The sequence below is a fragment of the Streptomyces cupreus genome, from assembly GCF_014257025.1.
Lineage (GTDB): Bacteria > Actinomycetota > Actinomycetes > Streptomycetales > Streptomycetaceae > Streptomyces > Streptomyces cupreus.
Genome location: NZ_JACMSF010000033.1, coordinates 23,101 through 41,456, shown reverse-complemented (window position 1 = coordinate 41,456; position 18,356 = coordinate 23,101). Strand labels below are relative to the sequence as shown.

14 protein-coding genes are annotated in these 18,356 nt (G+C 73.7%); 8 read left to right on the top strand and 6 right to left on the bottom strand.

Annotated elements, in window-relative coordinates; genetic code table 11:
* The first annotated feature begins 250 nt into the window (after window positions 1–250).
* The 4 genes from H4N64_RS26950 (at window position 251) to H4N64_RS26935 (ending at window position 4,944) form a co-directional block, all read left to right on the top strand.
* The gene (locus H4N64_RS26950; protein ID WP_186285019.1) at window positions 251–1,669 is read left to right on the top strand and encodes a HEAT repeat domain-containing protein; all 1,419 of its coding nucleotides are present in this window, start codon (window positions 251–253) and stop codon (window positions 1,667–1,669) included.
* Between the two features lie 139 nt (window positions 1,670–1,808).
* Window positions 1,809–2,939: a glycosyltransferase family 4 protein gene (locus H4N64_RS26945; RefSeq protein WP_186285018.1), complete on the top strand. Its 1,131-nt coding sequence runs from the start codon at window positions 1,809–1,811 to the stop codon at window positions 2,937–2,939.
* Entirely contained in the window at window positions 2,936–4,096 is a 1,161-nt protein-coding gene (locus H4N64_RS26940) for a glycosyltransferase (protein WP_186285017.1), read from the top strand. Before H4N64_RS26945 ends, H4N64_RS26940 begins: the two co-directional genes overlap by 4 nt.
* Window positions 4,093–4,944, top strand: a complete 852-nt coding sequence (locus H4N64_RS26935; protein WP_186285016.1) for an SGNH/GDSL hydrolase family protein — start codon at window positions 4,093–4,095, stop codon at window positions 4,942–4,944. Before H4N64_RS26940 ends, H4N64_RS26935 begins: the two co-directional genes overlap by 4 nt.
* A 3-nt stretch (window positions 4,945–4,947) precedes the next feature.
* On the opposite strand, the gene H4N64_RS26930 is transcribed toward H4N64_RS26935, so the two are convergent.
* From H4N64_RS26930 to H4N64_RS26910, 5 genes are read right to left on the bottom strand one after another with little or no spacing between them, the layout of a single operon-like run.
* Window positions 4,948–5,817 carry a 5-oxoprolinase subunit C family protein gene (locus H4N64_RS26930; protein ID WP_186285015.1) on the bottom strand — a complete coding sequence of 290 codons (870 nt, stop codon included), beginning with the start codon at window positions 5,815–5,817 and terminating at the stop codon, window positions 4,948–4,950.
* Window positions 5,814–6,440: a 5-oxoprolinase subunit B family protein gene (locus tag H4N64_RS26925; RefSeq protein WP_186285014.1), complete on the bottom strand. Its 627-nt coding sequence runs from the start codon at window positions 6,438–6,440 to the stop codon at window positions 5,814–5,816. Before H4N64_RS26925 ends, H4N64_RS26930 begins: the two co-directional genes overlap by 4 nt.
* The gene (locus H4N64_RS26920; protein WP_186285013.1) at window positions 6,437–7,195 is read right to left on the bottom strand and encodes a LamB/YcsF family protein; all 759 of its coding nucleotides are present in this window, start codon (window positions 7,193–7,195) and stop codon (window positions 6,437–6,439) included. Before H4N64_RS26920 ends, H4N64_RS26925 begins: the two co-directional genes overlap by 4 nt.
* Window positions 7,196–7,205: 10 nt before the next feature.
* Window positions 7,206–8,036, bottom strand: a complete 831-nt coding sequence (locus tag H4N64_RS26915) for a putative hydro-lyase (RefSeq protein WP_186285012.1) — start codon at window positions 8,034–8,036, stop codon at window positions 7,206–7,208.
* Window positions 8,033–9,340: an MFS transporter gene (locus tag H4N64_RS26910; protein ID WP_186285011.1), complete on the bottom strand. Its 1,308-nt coding sequence runs from the start codon at window positions 9,338–9,340 to the stop codon at window positions 8,033–8,035. The genes H4N64_RS26915 and H4N64_RS26910 overlap by 4 nt, the downstream gene beginning before the upstream one ends.
* Before the next feature lie 172 nt (window positions 9,341–9,512).
* On the opposite strand from H4N64_RS26910, the gene H4N64_RS26905 reads away from it, so the two are divergent.
* The 4 genes from H4N64_RS26905 to H4N64_RS26890 all read left to right on the top strand — a co-directional run bounded on the left by H4N64_RS26905 (window position 9,513) and on the right by H4N64_RS26890 (window position 17,553).
* Window positions 9,513–10,220, top strand: coding sequence for a GntR family transcriptional regulator (locus H4N64_RS26905; protein WP_186285010.1), 708 nt, complete (start codon window positions 9,513–9,515; stop codon window positions 10,218–10,220).
* Between the two features lie 89 nt (window positions 10,221–10,309).
* A complete protein-coding gene (locus H4N64_RS26900; protein ID WP_186285009.1) occupies window positions 10,310–11,836 on the top strand; it encodes a hypothetical protein in 1,527 nt (508 codons plus the stop codon).
* A 31-nt stretch (window positions 11,837–11,867) separates the two neighbouring features.
* A complete protein-coding gene (locus H4N64_RS26895) occupies window positions 11,868–12,749 on the top strand; it encodes a hypothetical protein (RefSeq protein ID WP_186285008.1) in 882 nt (293 codons plus the stop codon).
* 37 nt (window positions 12,750–12,786) lie between these two features.
* A complete protein-coding gene (locus tag H4N64_RS26890; RefSeq protein ID WP_186285007.1) occupies window positions 12,787–17,553 on the top strand; it encodes a hypothetical protein in 4,767 nt (1,588 codons plus the stop codon).
* Window positions 17,554–17,616: 63 nt separating this feature from the next.
* Here the strand turns inward: H4N64_RS26890 and H4N64_RS26885 are convergent, their stop codons facing one another.
* Entirely contained in the window at window positions 17,617–18,204 is a 588-nt protein-coding gene (locus H4N64_RS26885) for a hypothetical protein (protein ID WP_186285006.1), read from the bottom strand.
* Window positions 18,205–18,356: the final 152 nt, after the last annotated feature.

The following is an 18,356-nucleotide window of genomic DNA, read 5'->3' as shown; positions in this document are numbered from 1 at the left end:
GGGCCGCCGAAATTTCGGTCGCGGCAGATGGAACTGCCGAGTCATCATGACGTCGTGATTCACGGACGCGATGGCTGGGCAGGTGTTGCCGCACCGCGCGGACCGTGATCGGTCCGCATGGGCCACCGACGAGAGGCAGAGGAAGATGGCTTACAGCAAGCAGGAAACGGCGGGCGCCCCGACGTGTTGTCACGCGGCCAGGTAGAGCACGTCCCCGGTTGCGTCGACGCTTGATGTGAGGCTGTTTCCCATGTTCGATCCGGTCATAGCGCCCAGCGGTACGCTGCTCGGCCTGCTCCAGCGGGGCCGCGGCGACGGCACACTGCACGCGCTCACCGCACCGCGCGCCGAAGCGCTCGCGGCACTGAACCACTGTGTGCTGAGCGACCCCCGCCACGACTGGCAGGTCGAGAACCGCTCCCTTTACTACGCCCGACTTTTCCTCGACCTGAGCGGCGAGCTGGACGAGATCGAGGCCCATCTCTTCGACGTCGAGGACGTCTTCGACACCGAGGAGTCACGCACAGGCCTCGCCCTGGCCGTCCTCGGCCACCTCGCCTCCTACGGCAGGCGGGACGCGCTCGCCCTGCTGCGCAGGTACGCCGCCACCGGCTCCAACTGGGCCTGGGCCCTGGACGAGCTGGCCCTGCGCGACGACGACGCCGGACTGCGCGCGCTCGCCGCGCCCGTCCTGGCGCGCTTCGCCACCGACGCCGAGGGCGAGGCCGAGCTGGCCGCCGCCGTACGCGACGCTTTTGAGCCACGGCCCTGGCGGCTGTGGGCCGAGGATCCGCGCGAATCGATCGCCACGCGTGTGCGTGCCGCTCAGGAGACCGGCTGTTTCGACCGCTGGCAGCGGCAGATGAGCCCCACCGGGCCCCGCCCGGGGTGGAGCGTGCGGGCCGTCTTCGAGTGGGCCCAACAGGGCGTCGACCGCGGCGCCGCGCTCCATGTGCCGGCCGCCCGCTGCCTCACCGCCGTCGCGGGCCCCGAGGACCGGCCCGAGATCGTCCAGGCCGCCAAGGACGGCACCGAAGGCGCCCGCTGCACCGCCCTGCGCTACCTCGCCGACAGCAACGACCCGGACGCCCTCGACCTGATCGAGGCGGCCGTGACGGCAGGGCCGCCGCCCGTCGTGGAGGCCGCCGTCGACGCCTTCGAACGGATGCGCAGTGTCGCCGCAGTGGACCGGGCCCGCGGCTGGGCCCGTCGGCCCGATCCGCTGGGCGCCTCCGCCGGACGCATGCTCGCCTGCCGCGGCGGGGCCCAGGACAGCGACCTGGTCCTCGCGGCGCTGCGGGAGGCCGTCCGGGGCGAGGGGCCCGACGCGAAGACCCTGTGGACCCTCGTGGACGGCACCGGACGGCTCGGGATCGCCTGCGCGGCCCCCGTCCTGCGCCATGTCTATCGCGAGACCGCCTCCTCCCATCTCCGCGGCCGGACCGCCCGCGCCCTGGCCGCGACCGATCCCTCCTTCCCGTCCGGCTTCGCCGTCGAATGCCTCTGGGACTGCGAGGAGACCACCCGCGAGATCGCCGCCCGGCACGCCGAGACCGGCGACAACCGCGTCGTGGAGCGACTGCGCAGGCTCGCCGCCGACCCGGCGGAGGAGGCCGAGGTCCAGACAGCCGTTCGCAGCCGGATCGGGCCTGACACGCCCGCAGGGTGAACGAGGGGTGACCCGCGGGTCAGGCGGGCATGGACACGGTCTGACCTGCTCGGGTGTGCAGCGCAACGCTCATGGGACGTTCCCTGTTCGGAAAGATCCACGTTGACGCGGCCACGTCCAGCACGGCGACAACACCGGTATGCGTGTCGTCATCGTGACCGAATCCTTTCCCCCCGATGTGAACGGCGTGGCCCACTGCGCGCTCCAGACCGCCCGACACCTCGTCGATCGCGGTCACGCCCCCGTCGTCGTCGCCCCGGCCCCCGCTCCCGGGAGCAAGCTCGGCGCTCTCGCGCCCTGCCCCGTCGTCCATGTCCCCTCCCTTCCGCTCCCCGGCTACCCCCAGGTGCGTGTCGCCCTCCCCAGTCGGCGCCTCGCCTCGACGCTCATCGAGCACAACGCCGAGATGGTGCACCTGGCCAGCCCCTTCGTCATCGGCGTCCGCGGGATGGCGGCCGCCGCCCGGCTCGGCATCCCCGCCGTCGCCGTCTACCAGACCGACCTGGCCGGATACGCCCGTACGTACATGGGCGCCGGCGAGGCCGCGGCCTGGCGCCGAATCCGCTCCGTCCACTCCGCCGCCGACCTCACCCTCGCCCCGTCCAGCGCGTCCCTGAGTGACCTGGAGGCCCATGGCGTGCCCCGGGTCAAGCTGTGGCCGCGCGGTGTGGACACCGTCCGCTTCCGCCCCGACCTCCGGGACGAGGCACTGCGCCGGGAGCTCGCCCCGAACGGCGAGCTGATCGTCGGCTACGTCGGCCGGCTCGCCCCCGAGAAGCACATCGAGCTGCTGGCCGGCGCCTGCCGCCTGGAGGGCGTCCGGGTCGTGATCGTGGGCGACGGACCGAGCCGCCCCAACCTGGAGCAGGCGCTGTCCGGCGCGGTCTTCCTCGGCCGCCGCACCGGCGACGACCTCGCCCGGATCTTCGCCTCGCTGGACGTCTTCGCGCACACCGGCCCCTTCGAGACCTTCTGCCAGACCGTGCAGGAGGCCATGGCCAGCGGCGTGCCCGTCGTCGCGCCCGCCGTCGGCGGCCCGCTGGACCTGGTCGCCCACGGGCACACCGGCCTGCTGTTCCCGGCCGGTGACGCCGACGCCGTACGCGAAGCGGTGCGGGCCCTCCAGGCCGACCCGGCCATGCGCACCGCCTACGGCACCGCCGCCCGCGCCATGGTCGAGGGGCGCACCTGGGCGGCCGTCGGCGACCAGCTCATCGGCCACTACGCCGACGTGCTGGTCGGCCGCAGGGCGAAGGTGGCGGCGGCGTGAACGAGTCACTGCGTATCGTCCGGCTCGCCAACTTCGTCGCGCCCGCCTCCGGCGGACTGCGCACGGCGCTGCGCGAGCTCGGCAAGGGCTTCAAGGCGGCCGGGCACGACCCGGTGCTCATCGTGCCCGGCGAGCGCCACACCGACCAGGAGACCGAGCAGGGCCGGGTCATCACCCTGCCCGGGCCGCTGTTGCCCGGCACCGGCGGCTACCGCGTCCTGACCGACAAGCGGCGGGTCGCCGCCCTCCTGGAGGAGCTCGGCCCGGACCGCCTGGAGGTGTCCGACCGTACGACGCTCAGGTGGACCGGCAAGTGGGCGCGACGCGCGCGCGTACCCGCCGTGATGGTCTCCCACGAGACCGCCGACGGCGTCCTGCGCACCTGGGGCGTCCCCGAGGGCGCCGCCCGCCGCGCCGCCGACGCCCTCAACGTCCGTACGGCCCACACGTACTCGCGCGTGGTGTGCACCACGGAGTTCGCCGAGCGGGAGTTCGTGCGGATCGGCGCCCGCAACGTCGTACGCGCTCCGCTCGGCGTCGACCTGGTGCAGCGGCACCCCGCGCTGCACGACGCGGGACTGCGCGCCCGGCACGCGCGCGGGGACGAGGCGCTGCTCGTCACCTGCACCCGGATGTCGGTGGAGAAGCGGCCCGGGACCGCGCTGGACGCGCTGGAGGCGCTGCTCGGCCGGGGCAGGCGGGCGGTGCTGGTGGTGGCCGGGGACGGGCCCCTGCGGCCGCGTCTGGAACAGCGGGCGCGGGAGCGTGGGCTTCCGGTGACCTTCCTCGGGCATGTCTCCGACCGGGTCATGCTCGGGGCGCTCCAGGCATCGGCGGACGTGTGTCTGGCGCCGGGGCCCGCGGAGACCTTCGGGCTCGCCGCCCTGGAGGCGATGGCGTGCGGTACGCCGGTGGCGGTCAGCACGTCGTCCGCGCTGCCGGAGGTGATCGGCTCCGCCGGAGCCGTCGCCGCCGACCACGGGGAGGCGTTCGCCGACGCCGTGGAGAAGCTCCTCGCCCGTCCCGAGGCCGAGCGGCGCGAGGCGGCACGCGCGCGTGCCGAGTGCTTCGGCTGGGACACGGCGGTCACCGCCTTCCTCACCGCGCACGACGTGCCCGTCCCCGGGCGGGCCCGGGTGCCGGAGGGCGTCGCATGAGACCCCTGCGCTTCGTAGCCCTCGGGGATTCACTGACCGAGGGCGTGGGTGATCCCGTCGGGGACGGGTGGCGCGGCTGGGCCGCGCTGCTCGCCGGCGGGCTCTCCGAACAGCCCGTGGACTTCACCAACCTCGCCGTCAGCGGGGCGCAGACACGCGACGTACTGGAACGACAACTGCCCGACGCGCTGGCGCTGCGGCCCGACGTGGTGGCCGTCGTGGTCGGCGTGAACGACACGCTGCGCTGCACCTTCGACATCCATGCCGTCGCCGAACGGCTGGACCAGGTGTACGCGGCGCTCACCGCGCAAGGGGCGGTCGTGCTGACGTCCTGTCTGCCCGATCCGGGGGCCATGCTCCGCCTTCCGGGCGCGCTGGCGCGTCCACTGGCCCGGCGGCAGCGGGCGGTCAACACGGTGGTGCATGCGCTGTCCGAGCGGTACGACGCGGTGCATCTGCACGCGGCCGAGGGCGCCTGGCTGACCGACCGGGCGATGTGGAGCGCGGATCGGCTGCATCCGGGGGAGCGGGGGCATCGGCAACTGGCGGTGCGGTTTCACGCGTTGCTGGCCGAGGGTGGGCTGGCCACCGGCGTCGCGCCTTCGCCCGAGCCCGAGTTTCCGGCTCCCACCAAGTCGGCGAGTCTGTGGTGGCTGGCCACCGCGGGGACCGGGTGGGTGGCTCGGCGGTGCACGGATCTGTTGCCGCAGCTGTTGACGCTCGCGTTCGACGAGATGCGGCACCGCGCGCGCGGGACGAGCGCTCGGCTCGATCTGCGGACGGCGCATGCGGTGTCGGCGGCGCTGGCCGCGTTGTCCGTGGCCGAGCAGCAACCCGACGCCGCGTGATCGTCATCTTCGGCGTATCGCGATGAAGCGGACCGGCGTCCCCGGCACCGCCTGGGCCGCCGCCGGTAGGTCCTGGGCTCGGACCACCGCGATCACCGGGTAACCCCCCGTGGTCGGGTGGTCCGCCAGGAACACCACCGGCCTGCCGTCCGGGGGGACCTGGACGGCGCCCAACACCATGCCCTCGCTGGGGAGTTCGCCGGGGACGGATCTGTCCAGGGCCGGGCCCTCCGTGCGCAGGCCGATGCGGTTGCTCGCGGGTGACACGCGGTACGGGCGGGAGGCGAAGGTCATTACGGCCTCCGCCGTGAACCAGTCGTCCCGGGGGCCGAGGGTCACGTGGAGGACCAACTCCGTTGGCGGGGACGGCTGGGGGGCCGCGTCCACGCGCGCGTGGAAGTCGGTCGGTCGGCCCAGGGGCAGCACTGCGCCGTCCGTCAGGGGGGCCGGGCCCAGGCCGGACAGCAGGTCGGTCGATCGGCTGCCCAGGATCGGGCCCACCGCGATACCGCCGGACACGGCCACATAGCTGCGCACGCCTGAGAGTGCCGGGCCGACGTCCAGGACGGCCCCGGCCGGGACGTGTACCGGGGCGCCCCAGGCGACCGGGCGGCCGTCCACCGTGACCGCGCAGGGGGCTCCCGCGACGGCGGCGGTGACCGTCGAGCGCGGGCGTACGGCAACGCCGTTGAGCGTGGTTTCCAGGACCGCCGCCTCGGGCGGGTTGCCGACCAGTCGGTTGACCAGGGCCGCCGCGGGTGTGTCGAGCGCGCCGGAGCGGGGCACGCCGAGGTGGGCGTGGCCGGGGCGGCCGGTGTCCTGGACGGTGGTCAGGGCACCCGCGCGGACCACGGCCAGGGCGCGGTCCGTCATGAGCGCCTCGCCGGTTCCGCGGGGACGAAGCGCACACGCGTGCCCGGTGCCAGCAGCGCGGCCGGCACGCGCGTGTGGTCCCACAGCACCGCGTCCGTGGTGCCGATCAGCTGCCAGCCGCCAGGTGACGAGCGGGGGTAGATGCCCGTGTACGGGCCCGCGAGGGCGACCGAGCCCGCCGGGACGGCCGTACGCGGGGTTTCCCGGCGCGGTACGTCGTAGTGCGGCGGCAGGCCGGTGAGGTAGCCGAAGCCGGGGGCGAAGCCGCAGAAGGCCACGGTGAACTCCGTGTCGGCGTGGATGCGGGCCACCTCCTGCGCGCGCACTCCCCAGTGCGCGGCGACGTCCGCGAGGTCCGGGCCGTCGTAGCGCACCGGGAGTTCGACCACCTCACGCGCGCGTGGAGGCGCATCGGGCGTCTCGGAGGCGGTGAGCTCGGACGCCAGCCGGGCCGGGTCCGCAACGCCGTCGAGGAGGACCGTACGGGCGGCCGGGACGATCTCGCGGACCGACAGTGAACCTTCCGCGCGGCGGCGCTGCAGTTCCGCGTGCAGTGCCTGGGCCTGCTCGCCCGAGGAGACCTCGACGAGCAGGGCGTCGCCTCCGACGCGCAGCGCCCTCATGCGAAGGCCTCCACCCGGACCCCCGACCGCTGGAGCTCCTCGCGAACCCGGCGGGCGAGGTCCACCGCGCCGGGTGTGTCGCCGTGCAGGCACAGGGAGCGGGCGCTCATCCGGATGCGTGCCCCGGAATGGGCGTCGACCTCGCCGAAGCGGGCCATGCCGACCGAGCGGGCCACGACGGCGTCGGGATCGGTGACGACGGCGCCCTCCCGGTCACGCGGGACGAGGGTGCCCTCGTCGGTGTAGGCGCGGTCCGCGAACGCCTCCGTGACCGTCGCAAGACCCGCCTTGTCGGCCAGCTCCAGCAGGCGGGAGCCGGGCAGGCCGAGCACGGGCAGCGTGGCGTCGGCGAGGAGCACTCCGTCGACGACCGCGCCCGCCTGCTCCTCGTCGTGCACCACGCGGTTGTAGAGCGCGCCGTGCGGCTTGACGTACGACACGCGCGTGCCGGCCGCGCGGGCGAAGACCTCCAGCGCGCCGATCTGGTACGCCACCTCGGCGGTGAGCTCCGCGGGCGGCACGTCCATCGCGCGGCGCCCGAAACCCGCCAGGTCCCGGTAGGAGACCTGGGCGCCGATCCGCACCCCGCGCGCGGCCGCCAGCTCGCACACCCGCCGCATGGTGGCCGCGTCCCCGGCGTGGAATCCGCAGGCCACGTTGGCGCTGGTGACGACGGACAGCAGCCGCTCGTCGTCGGTGAGCCGCCAGCGGCCGAACCCCTCGCCGAGGTCGGCGTTCAGATCGATCGAGGTCATGGGTCTCCTGTCAGGCGGCGTTCAGCACGCGGTACTGCGCGTCGCGGGCGTCGGTGAGGAACATCTGGCCCGGCGCGTGGGTGAGGGCGAACGGTGGGCGGGAGGCCGTCACGGCGGCCTGTGGGGTCACTCCGCAGGCCCAGAACACCGGGATGTCGTCCGGCGCGATCTCCACCGGGTCCCCGAAGTCGGGGCGGCCGAGGTCGTCGATGCCGAGAACCGAGGGATCGCCGCAGTGTACGGGGCCGCCGTGCACCGCCGGGAGCAGACTGCTCTCCCTGATCGCCGCCGCCAGATGCTCCGGCGGCACCGGGCGCATCGACACCACCATCGGTCCGTGCAGCCGCCCCGCCGAGCGGCACTGACGGTCCGTCACATACATCGGGACGTTCCGGCCCTGCTCGATGTGGCGGATCGGGACGCCCGCCTCGGTCAGCGCCCACTCGAAGGTGAAGCTGCACCCGATCAGGAACGACACCAGATCGTCCCGCCAGTGCGCGCGCACATCCGTCGGCTCGGCCACCAACTCGCCGTCCCGCCACACCCGGTAGCGCGGCAGATCGGTGCGCAGATCGGCACCGTCGGCGAGGACGGTCGTCCACGACCCGGCGTCCGTGACGTCGAGCACCGGACAGGGCTTGGGGTTGCGCTGGCAGAACAGCAGCATGTCGTACGCCCAGTCGGCGGGCACCGAGATCAGGTTGACCTGGGTGTGGCCCGCGGCGACCCCGGCCGTGGGGCCCGAGAGCCCCGCGCGGAAGCGGGTGCGGGCGTCCGCGGGCCGCCACGCGTGCGCGTGCTGGTCGACGAGGACCAAGGGGTGGTCGTCGGTGCGGTTCACGCGAGCTCCTTCCCGCGCGTCTCCGGCAGTCCGAGCAGCGCCAGCGCGGCCAGTGCGTAGCCGATCGCGCCGAAGACCAGCGCGCCGCCCACGCCCCAGCTGTCGGCCAGGAAGCCGACCGTCGTCGGGAAGACGGCACCCACCGCGCGGCCGGTGTTGTAGGTGAAGCCCTGTCCGGTGCCGCGCACCGCCGTCGGGTACAGCTCGCTCAGGAAGGACCCGAAGCCGCTGAAGATCGCCGACATGCAGAACCCGAGCGGGAAACCGAGCACCAGGAGCAGGGCGTTGGCGCCGCTCGGGATGTTCGCGTACGCCAGGATGCAGATTGCCGACAGCAGCGCGAACAGCCAGATGTTGCGGCGCCGGCCGAGCCGGTCGGTGAGGTAGCCGCCGGTCAGATAGCCGAGGAAGGCGCCCGAGATCAGGAAGCTCAGATAGCCGCCCGTGCCCACGACCGACAGGTCGCGCTCCGTCTTCAGGTACGTCGGCACCCATGTGGCCAGGGTGTAGTAGCCGCCTTGGACTCCGGTGGAGAGCAGCACGGCGAACACCGTCGTGCGCAGCAGGCCCGGTGAACCGGGGGTGCCGGGCCTGAAGATCGTGGCGAAGGAGCCCTTCGCGGAACCCTTCTCCCGTACGGCCACCGCCTGGGGCGCGTCGTGCACACGGCGGCGCATCCAGACCACGAGCAGCGCGGGCAGCGCGCCGGTCCAGAACATCACCCGCCAGGCCAGATCCTCGTCGAGCAGCGAGAAGACCAGCGTGTACATGATCGCGGCAAGCGCCCAGCCCACGGCCCAGGAGCTCTGGATCGCGCCGAGGGTGCGGCCCCGGTGCTTGGCGCTCGCGTACTCGGCGACCAGGATCGCGCCGACCGCCCACTCGCCGCCGAAGCCGAGACCCTGGAGGGCGCGGAAGACCAGCAGCGTCTCGTAGTTGGGCGCGAATCCGCAGGCGACGGTGAAGACCGCGTACGTGACGACGGTGATCATCAGCGCCTTGACCCGGCCGATCCGGTCCGCCACCACGCCCGCGAGGGCGCCGCCGACCGCGGAGACCACGAGCGTGACCGTGGTGAACAGGCCCGTCTGGCCGCTGTCCAGGCCGAAGTACGCGGCCAGCGCCACCATGCTCAACGGCAGCGTGAAGTAGTCGTAGGAGTCCAGGGCATAGCCGCCGAACGCGCCGGCGAAGGCGCGCCGGCCCCGCGGTCCCAGGGCGCGCAGCCAGCCCAGGGGGCCGTCGTCGGCGGTCCGTTCACCCGCGGCGGGACGGGCGTGGGTGGTGGGAGGGGTCGTGCTCATGTGCACCTCGCAGAGGGAGGACGGAGGGTGCTGGGGACTGAGCCGTGCCGTGCGGAAGTGACCGGCGCCGCGGTGAGGGAGGCGGCGCCGTGCGTAGCAAGGTAGAGGATCGTTGAACGATCCCTCAATACCCGTGTTGTTTCGTTCTTGTATCTGCGATTGAATTCCGGGCATGGCAGAGCAGTTGACGGGTCTGGCCGACGACCGCGCCCTCCTGGGTCGCACCAGCACCGCCGAGCGGGTCTCGGACATCCTCAGGACCCGGATCGCCGAGGGATACTTCCCGCCCGGCACCCGTCTGTCGGAGGACAGCATCGGCGGCGCCCTCGGCGTCTCCCGCAACACGCTGCGCGAGGCGTTCCGCCTGCTCACCCATGAGCGCCTGCTCGTCCACGAGCTGAACCGGGGCGTCTTCGTCCGGGTCCTGACCGTCGAGGACGTCGAGGACATCTACCGCACCCGGAGCCTGGTGGAGTGCGCGGTCGTACGCGGGCTCGGGGAGGCGCCGTACGGCCTGGAGGATCTTGAGGAGGCCGTCGGGGACGGGCAGCGGGCGGCGCGCGAAGGTGACTGGAACGGGGTGGGTACGGCCAATATCCACTTCCACCGGGAACTGGTGGCCCTCGCGGGCAGCGACCGCACCGACGAGCTGATGCGCAGCGTCTTCGCCGAACTGCGCCTCGCCTTCCATGTCGTGGACGATCCGCGGCGACTGCACGAGCCGTATCTGGTCCGGAACCAGGAGATCCTCCAGGCGTTGCAGGGCGGCGACCGGGACAAGGCGGAGCGGCTGCTCGCGGTCTACCTCGACGACTCGCTGCGGCGGGTGGTGGAGGTCTACCGGCGCCGGGTGGGGGAGGACGGGGCCGGGCTCGGCTGAGGTCTCTCGCGGTCTGTCGTGCGGTTGCGACGGCCGTCGCTTCTGAGTCGTTTGGGTCGTTGTCAGACCTAGGACCTAGTCTGTGCACCGTGACTTCGCCTGCTTCGACGGACAGCGTTCCGCCCCAGCTCAGCGCGGGGCCGCGCCCCGCGTTGGGCCCGGCCGCCGACGAGGGCCTGGCGCGGCGCCTGCGCGCGCTCGCCTGCACCGCCCCACTGCACGACCTGGACGCGCGCAAGGCCAACCTGGCCGGTGAGTACTCGGTGTACGGCATGGCGGAGGTGGCGCTCGCCGCCATCGACCTGGTCACCCTGAACATGGACTTCGACACGGGCGCCGACCATGACCAGATAGTGGCCCGGCTCATCCCGCGCATCGCCGCCCAGGCCCCGCACCGGTCCGTCGTCGAGCACGAGCGCGTGGCCCGCTGGGTGCTGGAGAACCTGATCAACGTCGGCAGCGTCGACCGGGGATTCCGTGCCGTTTACGGGACTTTCGCCTCTGATGGCACCTATGTCCGGCGCGACTACGACTTCAAGCTGATCGAAGAGGTGCCGGGCCCCGGCGGCACGGTGTACCTCCGTACCACGGACGAAGCGGTCAACGTCCTCGTCGGCGCACTGGACACCGATGTCACGAGCGCCCAGATCGCCGCCGAGGTCAAGCTGGAGGTGCTGATCAGCCGGGGCCGCCTCGCCGACGCCCAACTCGCCGCCGAGCAGGCCCGCTACCGGACCGTGCAGTACTCGGAGACCCTGCGCAGGGCCCTGGACGCGACCCGGCGCAACGTCCGCGCGGTGGACTGGCTCCAGACGGTGCCCGACATGATCGCCGAGGCGCTGGACCACGTCGCCGACCGGTACCGCCACGAGAACGCGATCCTCACCAACATCCGCAAGGCGCGGGACGAGTCCGAGGACCCCGAGCACAAGCGCCGCGCCGCCGAGCTCGTCGACATCGTCAAGGACTGCATCCGACGGCACACCCAGTTGCAGTCGCGACTGCTGGAGGCAGGCCCGCTGTTCCGCGCGGAACAGGACCGGCAGGCCTTCGCGACACCGATGACGACATCGGGCGTAGACCTGTACGGCCATCTCGTCGCCCCCGTGCTGCCGCTGCCCGTCGAACGGGCGGTCCGGGTCACGGACGCGTTCTTCGGGCGCGGGACGGGATTGCGGACGCCGGTGTCGGTGCGGGTCGGGGACCTGGTGGACATACTGCTGACACCGCCGGTGGAGCGTGAGCACCTCGGGGCGGAGATGCCCGAGCCGGATCTCATCGCCACCCCGGACGACAGCCGGTTCAGCGAGGAACAGCTCGCCGCGGCCATGGAGCTGCTGGACCTGCCGGCGGACGCGCCACGACGGCTGTCCGGATTGCTGGCGCAAGCGCGCCGGTCCGATCCCGATCTGCCGTATCTGGTCGCCCTGTTGGCCGTTCACGCGGCCAGTCCGGCGGTCGGGACCGCCTATCGGCAGGGCGAGGAGAAGCTCCTGTTCGCCGTGGACGACGGGACCGAACTGGACGATCCCGAGTTCGGCGGGGCGGATCTGATCGTGGGTACGGCCCTGCTGGACGCCGCGGGGATGGCGGCGGACAGGACGGAAGCAGCATGAGTCGAGCGACAGCACAGCAAGGAGCCCAACCGTGAGCGAGCACGTCGAGTGGAGTGAGCCCGAGGCCGCAGCCCCCTCCACGAGCGCCGCCGTCACGCCCGCCGACGCCGCCGACGCCGCACGGCTCGTCGCCTTCGGGCTCCAGCCGAAGCTTCAGCCCGCGCGGGACCAGGAGTACACCGAACTGCTGCGGCGCTACCGGGAGGACCCGCCGTTCGCCCGGCTCGCGGACGCGGTCGCCGCCGGGCTCGGGCTCGTGGTGCTGGAGGTGTCCCCGCGCGCGGGCATGGCCGTGACCGCCGCCGAGGACTCGGTGTTCGCCGTCCGCATGGGCGACTACGCCCGCCGGACCTCCGCCGACTCCGGGGACCGCTTCCTGCACGGCCTCGCCCACCTCGCCGTCGCCGCCCTGGCGTTCCCCCGGCCCGAGGACCTCGCCGACGACGGCTACATCGGCCGCGTCTCCGTCAACGGCGTCGACGCCTTCGTACGGCAGGCCTGTCGGCGCCTTGAGGAGCGGGCCGAGGAACAGGGCGAGAACACCGACCCGGCCAGCGACGCACCCGGTCTGGAGGCCGCCTGGCGGATCTGGGCCAGACGCACCGCCACCGGCGCCACCAAGGACGCCCGCAGACTCGCCGGGTCCACCACCGGCATCGTCGGCAAGGCCGTCGCCTTCCTCACCGACTCCGGGTTCCTCCAGCGCACCGGCGACGACAACGGCGGCACGTACCGCACGACCGCCCGCTACCAGCTCCAGGTGCGCGACATGGCGGGCAGCGCCGCGATGGCCGAACTGCTGGAACTGGGCGTCGTCCCGGTCACCGACGGCACGGCGACGCTGCTGCCGCCCGAGGAGAGCGACGACCTGGACCTGGTGGCCGACGCCGGACTGCCGTTCCACTCCGCCTGAACCACCCCCACCTGCCGAAGACTTACGAGAGTCCGCCATGTACGAGCTGTCCCGGGTCCGCCTCTACTCCATCGGGCCCGCCGGTGCGCGCTACGCCGACACCGTGCTTGACCTGCGGGGTGTGGGCGAGCCCGTGCCCGATCCCGCGCCCACCCAGGCGGAGTTCTTCGAGGAGGAGCCCGTCGGCCCGCCGCGCCGGCCCGCGCCCGCCGGTGTGCTGTTCCTGGAGAACGGCGGCGGCAAGTCCGTGCTGCTCAAGCTGATCTTCTCGGTGATGCTGCCGGGCCATCGCAACACCCTCGGTGGCGCCAGCTCCGGTGTGCTGCGCAAGTTCCTGCTCGCCGACGACTGCGGACATGTCGCCCTGGAGTGGCAGCACACCCTGACCGGTGAGTGTGTGGTGGTCGGCAAGGTGAGCGAGTGGCGGGGGCGGCAGGTCTCCAACGACCCGCGGAAGTTCGCCGAGGCCTGGTACTCCTTCCGGCCCGGGCCCGGGCTCTCGCTGGACAACCTCCCGGTCGCCGAGTCCACCGCCGTACGGCCGCCCGTGGAGGGCGCCTCCGGCGCGCAGGGCCGCCGCCGCACCATGAAGGGCTTCCGGGACGCCATTACCGAGGCGGGCAAGGCGTATCCGCACCTGGAGGTGCACTGGGAGGAGATCCATGACCGGTGGATCGAGCACCTCGGCGACCTCGGCCTGGACCCCGAACTCTTCCGCTACCAGCGGGAGATGAACGCCGACGAAGGTGAAGCCGCCGGTCTTTTCGCCGTCAAGAAGGACTCCGACTTCACCGACCTCCTGCTGCGCGCGGTGACCGACACCCGGGACACCGACGGGCTCGCCGACCTGGTCAGCGGGTTCGGCAACAAGCTCGGTCGGCGCGCCGAGCTGATCGCCGAACGGGACTTCACCGCCGGGTCCGTCGATCTGCTCGGGCGGATCGTGGAGGCGGCCGAGGCGCGCTCCCGCGCGCGGGACATCCACGCCGGGGCCGAGCGGCGGACCCGGACCCTGGCGCGGCGGCTGTCCGCGCGCGGGGTCCGGGAGCGCGTGCGCGCCGCCGACCTCGCCCAGCGGGTCACCGCCGCCGCGTACGCGGTCACCCACGCCGAGGCGGGGCGCGAGCGCAGCGCGTCGATCGCCGCCGAACTCGCCTACCGGCACGCCTCGTTGGCCCTCGCCGCAGCCGAGAAGTCGGCGGCCGCGCAGAAGCGAGAGCTCGCCGAGGCACGCACCCTGCACTCCGCCTGGCAGGCCGCCGAGGCCGTGCTGCGGCACCGCGCCGCCGCCGACCGCGTCGCGCGCGTGGCCGCCGCCATCCAGGAGGCCGAGCGGGACGCCGCCCCCGCCCTCGCCGCCCGCGCCAAGGCCGCCGTCGATCTCGTACGGGCGCTGCACGCGGCCGCGGAGAGTGCCGAGGCCCTCGCCAACGAGGGGGAAGAGCGGTCCGCCGCGCTCCAGGAGGTCGGCGAGGCCGCCTACCGGGACTCCACCTCCGCCGCCACGGAGGCCCAGCGCGCCCGCAGCGAGATCGGTCACCTCAAGCAGCGCCTGTCCGAGGTCGAGCAGGAGACGGCCGAGGCCGTGCGCGCCGGCTGGCTCGACGACAGCGCCCGCGACGCCGACCCGGCCCGCGCCGCCCTCGCCGCGAGCGACGCCGAGAAGAGCGCCGTCGCCGCCTGGGACACGGCGCGGGACGCCTCCCGGCGGGCGTCGGAGCATGCGCGCGAGGCGGCCGCCACGGAGTCCCGCGCGGAGCTGACGGCGGCCCGCGCGGCGGACGCCGCGACCGCCGCCGAGCGTGCCTATGAGGCCGAGCGCCGTCTCGCCGAGGGGCTGGCGGGGGAGGAGCGGCTGGCCGAGCTGCTGAGCCTGCCGGGCGCCCCTGGCGGGCCCCGGGCGGGCCTGCCCGGACCCCGAGCCGGGACGGACGCCGTGTCCGGCGGGACGCCCTCCGCACAGGGCGGGGCAGCGGCCGGCGGCAACGGCCCGCACGCCGACGCCGCCACAGCGTCGCGCGGCCGGACGACCGGCTCCGGCGCCGGAGAGCCCGTCGGCACCCGGGCCCCGCGCCTCGCTTCTGACGGCACGCTCACGCCCGAGGAACTCGACCGCGTCGCCGACGAGTTGCGTGAACTCCTCGACGACGCCGTCTCCTCCGCCGAGCGGCAGCTCTTCGAGCTGCGGACGGCCGCGGCCGACGACTCCCGGATCCTCGGCGCCCTCGGCGACGGCGGACTGCTGCCGCCGGGACCGGACGTGCTGGCCACCGTGGAGTTCCTCGGTGAGCACGGCATCCCCGCGCTGCCCGGCTGGCGGTACCTCGCCCAGGCCGTCGACCCCGCCGACCACGCGCGCGTGCTGGCCGCCCGGCCCGAACTGGTCGACGGCGTCATCATCACCGACCCCGACACACACGCGCGTGCCCGCGAGGCGCTCAGCGAAGCGGCCCTGCTGCCCCGGTCCGCCGTGGCCGTCGGCACGGCCGCCGCCCTCCTCGCCCCGACGCCCGGCACCGGCGCACAGAGCGGCGACGTCTTCCTCGTACCGCCGAACCCGGCCATGCACGACGAGCACGCCGCCGACGAGGAGCGGCAGGCGCTGCGCGCGCGGGCGAGTGAGCGGGACGAGGAGATCCGTACCCTGGCCGCCCGGCTCGGCAAGGACCGGGAGCTGGCCGCGCGGCTCGCCTCCTGGCGTACCGGCTGCCCGGCCGGACGGCTGGTCGAGCTGGCCGAGGCCGCACGGGTGGCGCGCGCGTTCGCCGAGGAGTCCGAGGCCGAGCTCGCCGAGGCACGCACCGTGCGCGCGGAGGCCGACGAGGCCGCCGCCGAGGCCGCCCAGGTCCGCGACGAGCGGCAGGAGGCCGCGCAGAAGGCCAGGCGAGCCGCCGACGCCCTCGCCGGACTCGCCTTCCGGCTGCGCGAGCGGGCCGGTTGGCAGGCCAAGCTGCGCGAACTCGCCGACGAGGCCACCGAGTCGGAGGCCCGCGCCCAGTCCTACCTGGAGCGCGCCCGCGCCGCCGACGAGGACCGGCGCGCCGCCCAGCGCGCGGCCGATGACGCCCGCCGCACCGCGCGTGCCCTGCGCGCCGAGCGCTCCGAGATCGCGGGCGCCCCCGACGACGTACCGGAGACCGACGCGGACGCCCCCAAGGCGTCCCTGCCCGCCCTGCGCGAGGCCTACCGGGCCGCCTCGCAGGTATACGAGAAGGTCGGCGTCGCCGCCGATCTACGGGCCGAGCAGGCGCGTGCGGAGAGCGACGAGAGCGCGGCGCGCGCCGAGCTGGACCGGCTGAGCAACAAGGTCCGTACGCGCGCGGAGCAGTTGCTGGAGTCGCCCGACGGCTCCGACGGGCCGTCCCGGCAGGCGGCCGTCGCCCGCGCGGAGGAGCTGGTGCAGCTCCTGGAGACCCGGATGTCGACGGCGAGCGAGCAGCTCGGACGGCTGCGCGGCGAGGCCGAGCGGCACGCGCCCGAGGACGGCGAGGCGCACACCGAGCTGTCCGAGGAGCTTCAGCCGCGCGACGCCGAGCACGCCCAGGCGCTGCTGCGCACGGCCACGTCCGAACTGGCCTCGCGCACCGAGGCGTTGGGGCAGGCCCGGGAGGCGCACGCGGAACTGCTGGCGGCCCATCGCGCCGCCGAGGACGCGGCCGGCGGCTTCGACGAGATCGCCGCGATGCTCCGCGACCTGCTGCGCGAGCACGCCCCCGAGGAGGACCAGGAGGAGCCCGAGCCGTACCCCGGCAGCCTCGACGAGGCCCGGCAGTCCGCCGCCGAGGCCCGCCGGTCCCTGCGTGGCTGCGCCGCCGACCTCTCCGCCGCCGAGGCCGCCGTACGCGAGGCGAGCGATGTGCTCGTGCGGCACGCCAACTCCACGCGGTACGAGCAGGTGCGCACCCCCGCACGGCAGCAGATCCGGGAGCTGCCCGCCGCCGCGCTGCCCGAGCACGCGCAGAAGTGGGCGGACGCCTTCGCGCCCCGACTGCGGGTCCTCACCGATGAGTTGGAGCAGCTGGAGCGCAACCGCGACTCGATCGTGGACCGGCTACGAGGTCTTGTGGAGTCGGCGCTCGCCACGCTCAGGTCCGCACAGCGGCTCTCCCGGCTCCCCGAGGGGCTCGGCGAGTGGTCAGGGCAGGAGTTCTTGCGCATCCGCTTCGAGGAGCCCGATCAGGCCACGCTCACCGAGCGGCTCGGCGAGGTCATCGACGAGGCCACGCGCGCGGCGGTGAGGAAGAACTCCGATCTGCGGCGGGACGGAATGTCCCTGCTGCTGCAGGGAGTCGGCGCCGCGCTCCAGCCCAAGGGCGTCGCCGTCGAGATCCTCAAGCCGGACGCGGTCCTGCGCGCGGAGCGCGTGCCCGTCGGGCAGATGGGCGACGTGTTCTCCGGCGGACAGCTTCTTACCGCGGCCATCGCGCTGTACTGCACGATGGCGGCCCTGCGCTCCAACGACCGGGGCCGGGACAAGCACCGCCATGCGGGCACGCTGTTCCTGGACAACCCCATCGGCCGCGCCAACGCGACCTATCTGCTGGAGCTCCAGCGCGCGGTGTCCGACGCCCTCGGTGTCCAGCTCCTGTACACCACCGGTCTGTTCGACACCACCGCGCTCGCCGAGTTCCCGCTGGTCATCCGGTTGCGCAACGACGCCGACCTCCGGGCGGGACTGAAGTACATCAGCGTCGAGGAACACCTCCGCCCGGGACTGCCCCAGCAGCCCCAGGCAGAGGAGACGGTGCACAGCGAGATCACGGCGACCCGGATGTTCAAGCGGCCGCAGGACCAACAGGGCTGAAGAGCGTCCTCCTTCAGCAGGTCCGCGCATTTCTCGCCGATCATCATCGTCGTGATGCACGGATCAGGAGTGCGACAACTGCCCCGCACCCCGCCCGGGTATCCGCTCCTGGGCGCGCTCGGTCGTCCTCGCCTGCCGCCGCTCCCTGCGCCGCTCCCGCCGCAGCGTCCGCGCGGTGCTGGCCGGTGTCGAGACCACGCCATTGCGCTGGTTCCAGACCTGGCGGGTCACCCAGACGTCCAGCGCACCCCAGGTGGCGACCACTGTGCCGGCCACGCTGCTGAGCACCATCGGGAACGCCAGCCACGATCCGGCCAACGTGCACAGGAAGGCCACCATCGCCTGGATCAGCGTCACGGCGATGATCAGCACCGCCCGCACCGCCGCCGTACGTACCGGATCGGGCATCCGGCGCCGCCGCGCCGGTTCCTCGACCCACAACGGGCGATCCAGCGCCTGCGCTTGCGCCCTCTCACGCTTGTCGGAGCCGGTGACCTGCGCGTACGCCATCGGCTTCTCGTCCGGGCCCGTCAGAACCTCACCCCGGTCCGCCGGAATGTCGCGATCCGGCGCCTCCGGGCCCTGGCGCACCGTCAAGCGCGCCGCCGCACCGCCGTCGTCGGGCGCCTCGCGCCGCTCCGCCGTGCCCATCACCGTGTCACTCCCCACCGCCAGCAGACCGCTCGCTCCCGTGTCCGAAGACCCGACTCCCCAGTGGCTGCCCGGCTTGCGCTGATTTACGCCGCCGGGAGGCGAGATGCGGCTCCTGTGGCCGATTCCGCCCCCGTTTCCCATAGAGAAGG

What these genes read in the sequence shown, in the direction of transcription:
- H4N64_RS26950 (WP_186285019.1), top strand. Translation starts at nt 251, where the DNA reads ATGTTCGATCCGGTCATAGCGCCCAGCGGTACGCTGCTCGGCCTGCTC.
- H4N64_RS26945 (WP_186285018.1), top strand. Translation starts at nt 1,809, where the DNA reads ATGCGTGTCGTCATCGTGACCGAATCCTTTCCCCCCGATGTGAACGGC.
- H4N64_RS26935 (WP_186285016.1), top strand. Translation starts at nt 4,093, where the DNA reads ATGAGACCCCTGCGCTTCGTAGCCCTCGGGGATTCACTGACCGAGGGC.
- H4N64_RS26930 (WP_186285015.1), bottom strand. Translation starts at nt 5,817, where the DNA reads ATGACGGACCGCGCCCTGGCCGTGGTCCGCGCGGGTGCCCTGACCACC.
- H4N64_RS26925 (WP_186285014.1), bottom strand. Translation starts at nt 6,440, where the DNA reads ATGAGGGCGCTGCGCGTCGGAGGCGACGCCCTGCTCGTCGAGGTCTCC.
- H4N64_RS26920 (WP_186285013.1), bottom strand. Translation starts at nt 7,195, where the DNA reads ATGACCTCGATCGATCTGAACGCCGACCTCGGCGAGGGGTTCGGCCGC.
- H4N64_RS26910 (WP_186285011.1), bottom strand. Translation starts at nt 9,340, where the DNA reads ATGAGCACGACCCCTCCCACCACCCACGCCCGTCCCGCCGCGGGTGAA.
- H4N64_RS26905 (WP_186285010.1), top strand. Translation starts at nt 9,513, where the DNA reads ATGGCAGAGCAGTTGACGGGTCTGGCCGACGACCGCGCCCTCCTGGGT.
- H4N64_RS26890 (WP_186285007.1), top strand. Translation starts at nt 12,787, where the DNA reads ATGTACGAGCTGTCCCGGGTCCGCCTCTACTCCATCGGGCCCGCCGGT.
- H4N64_RS26885 (WP_186285006.1), bottom strand. Translation starts at nt 18,204, where the DNA reads ATGGGCACGGCGGAGCGGCGCGAGGCGCCCGACGACGGCGGTGCGGCG.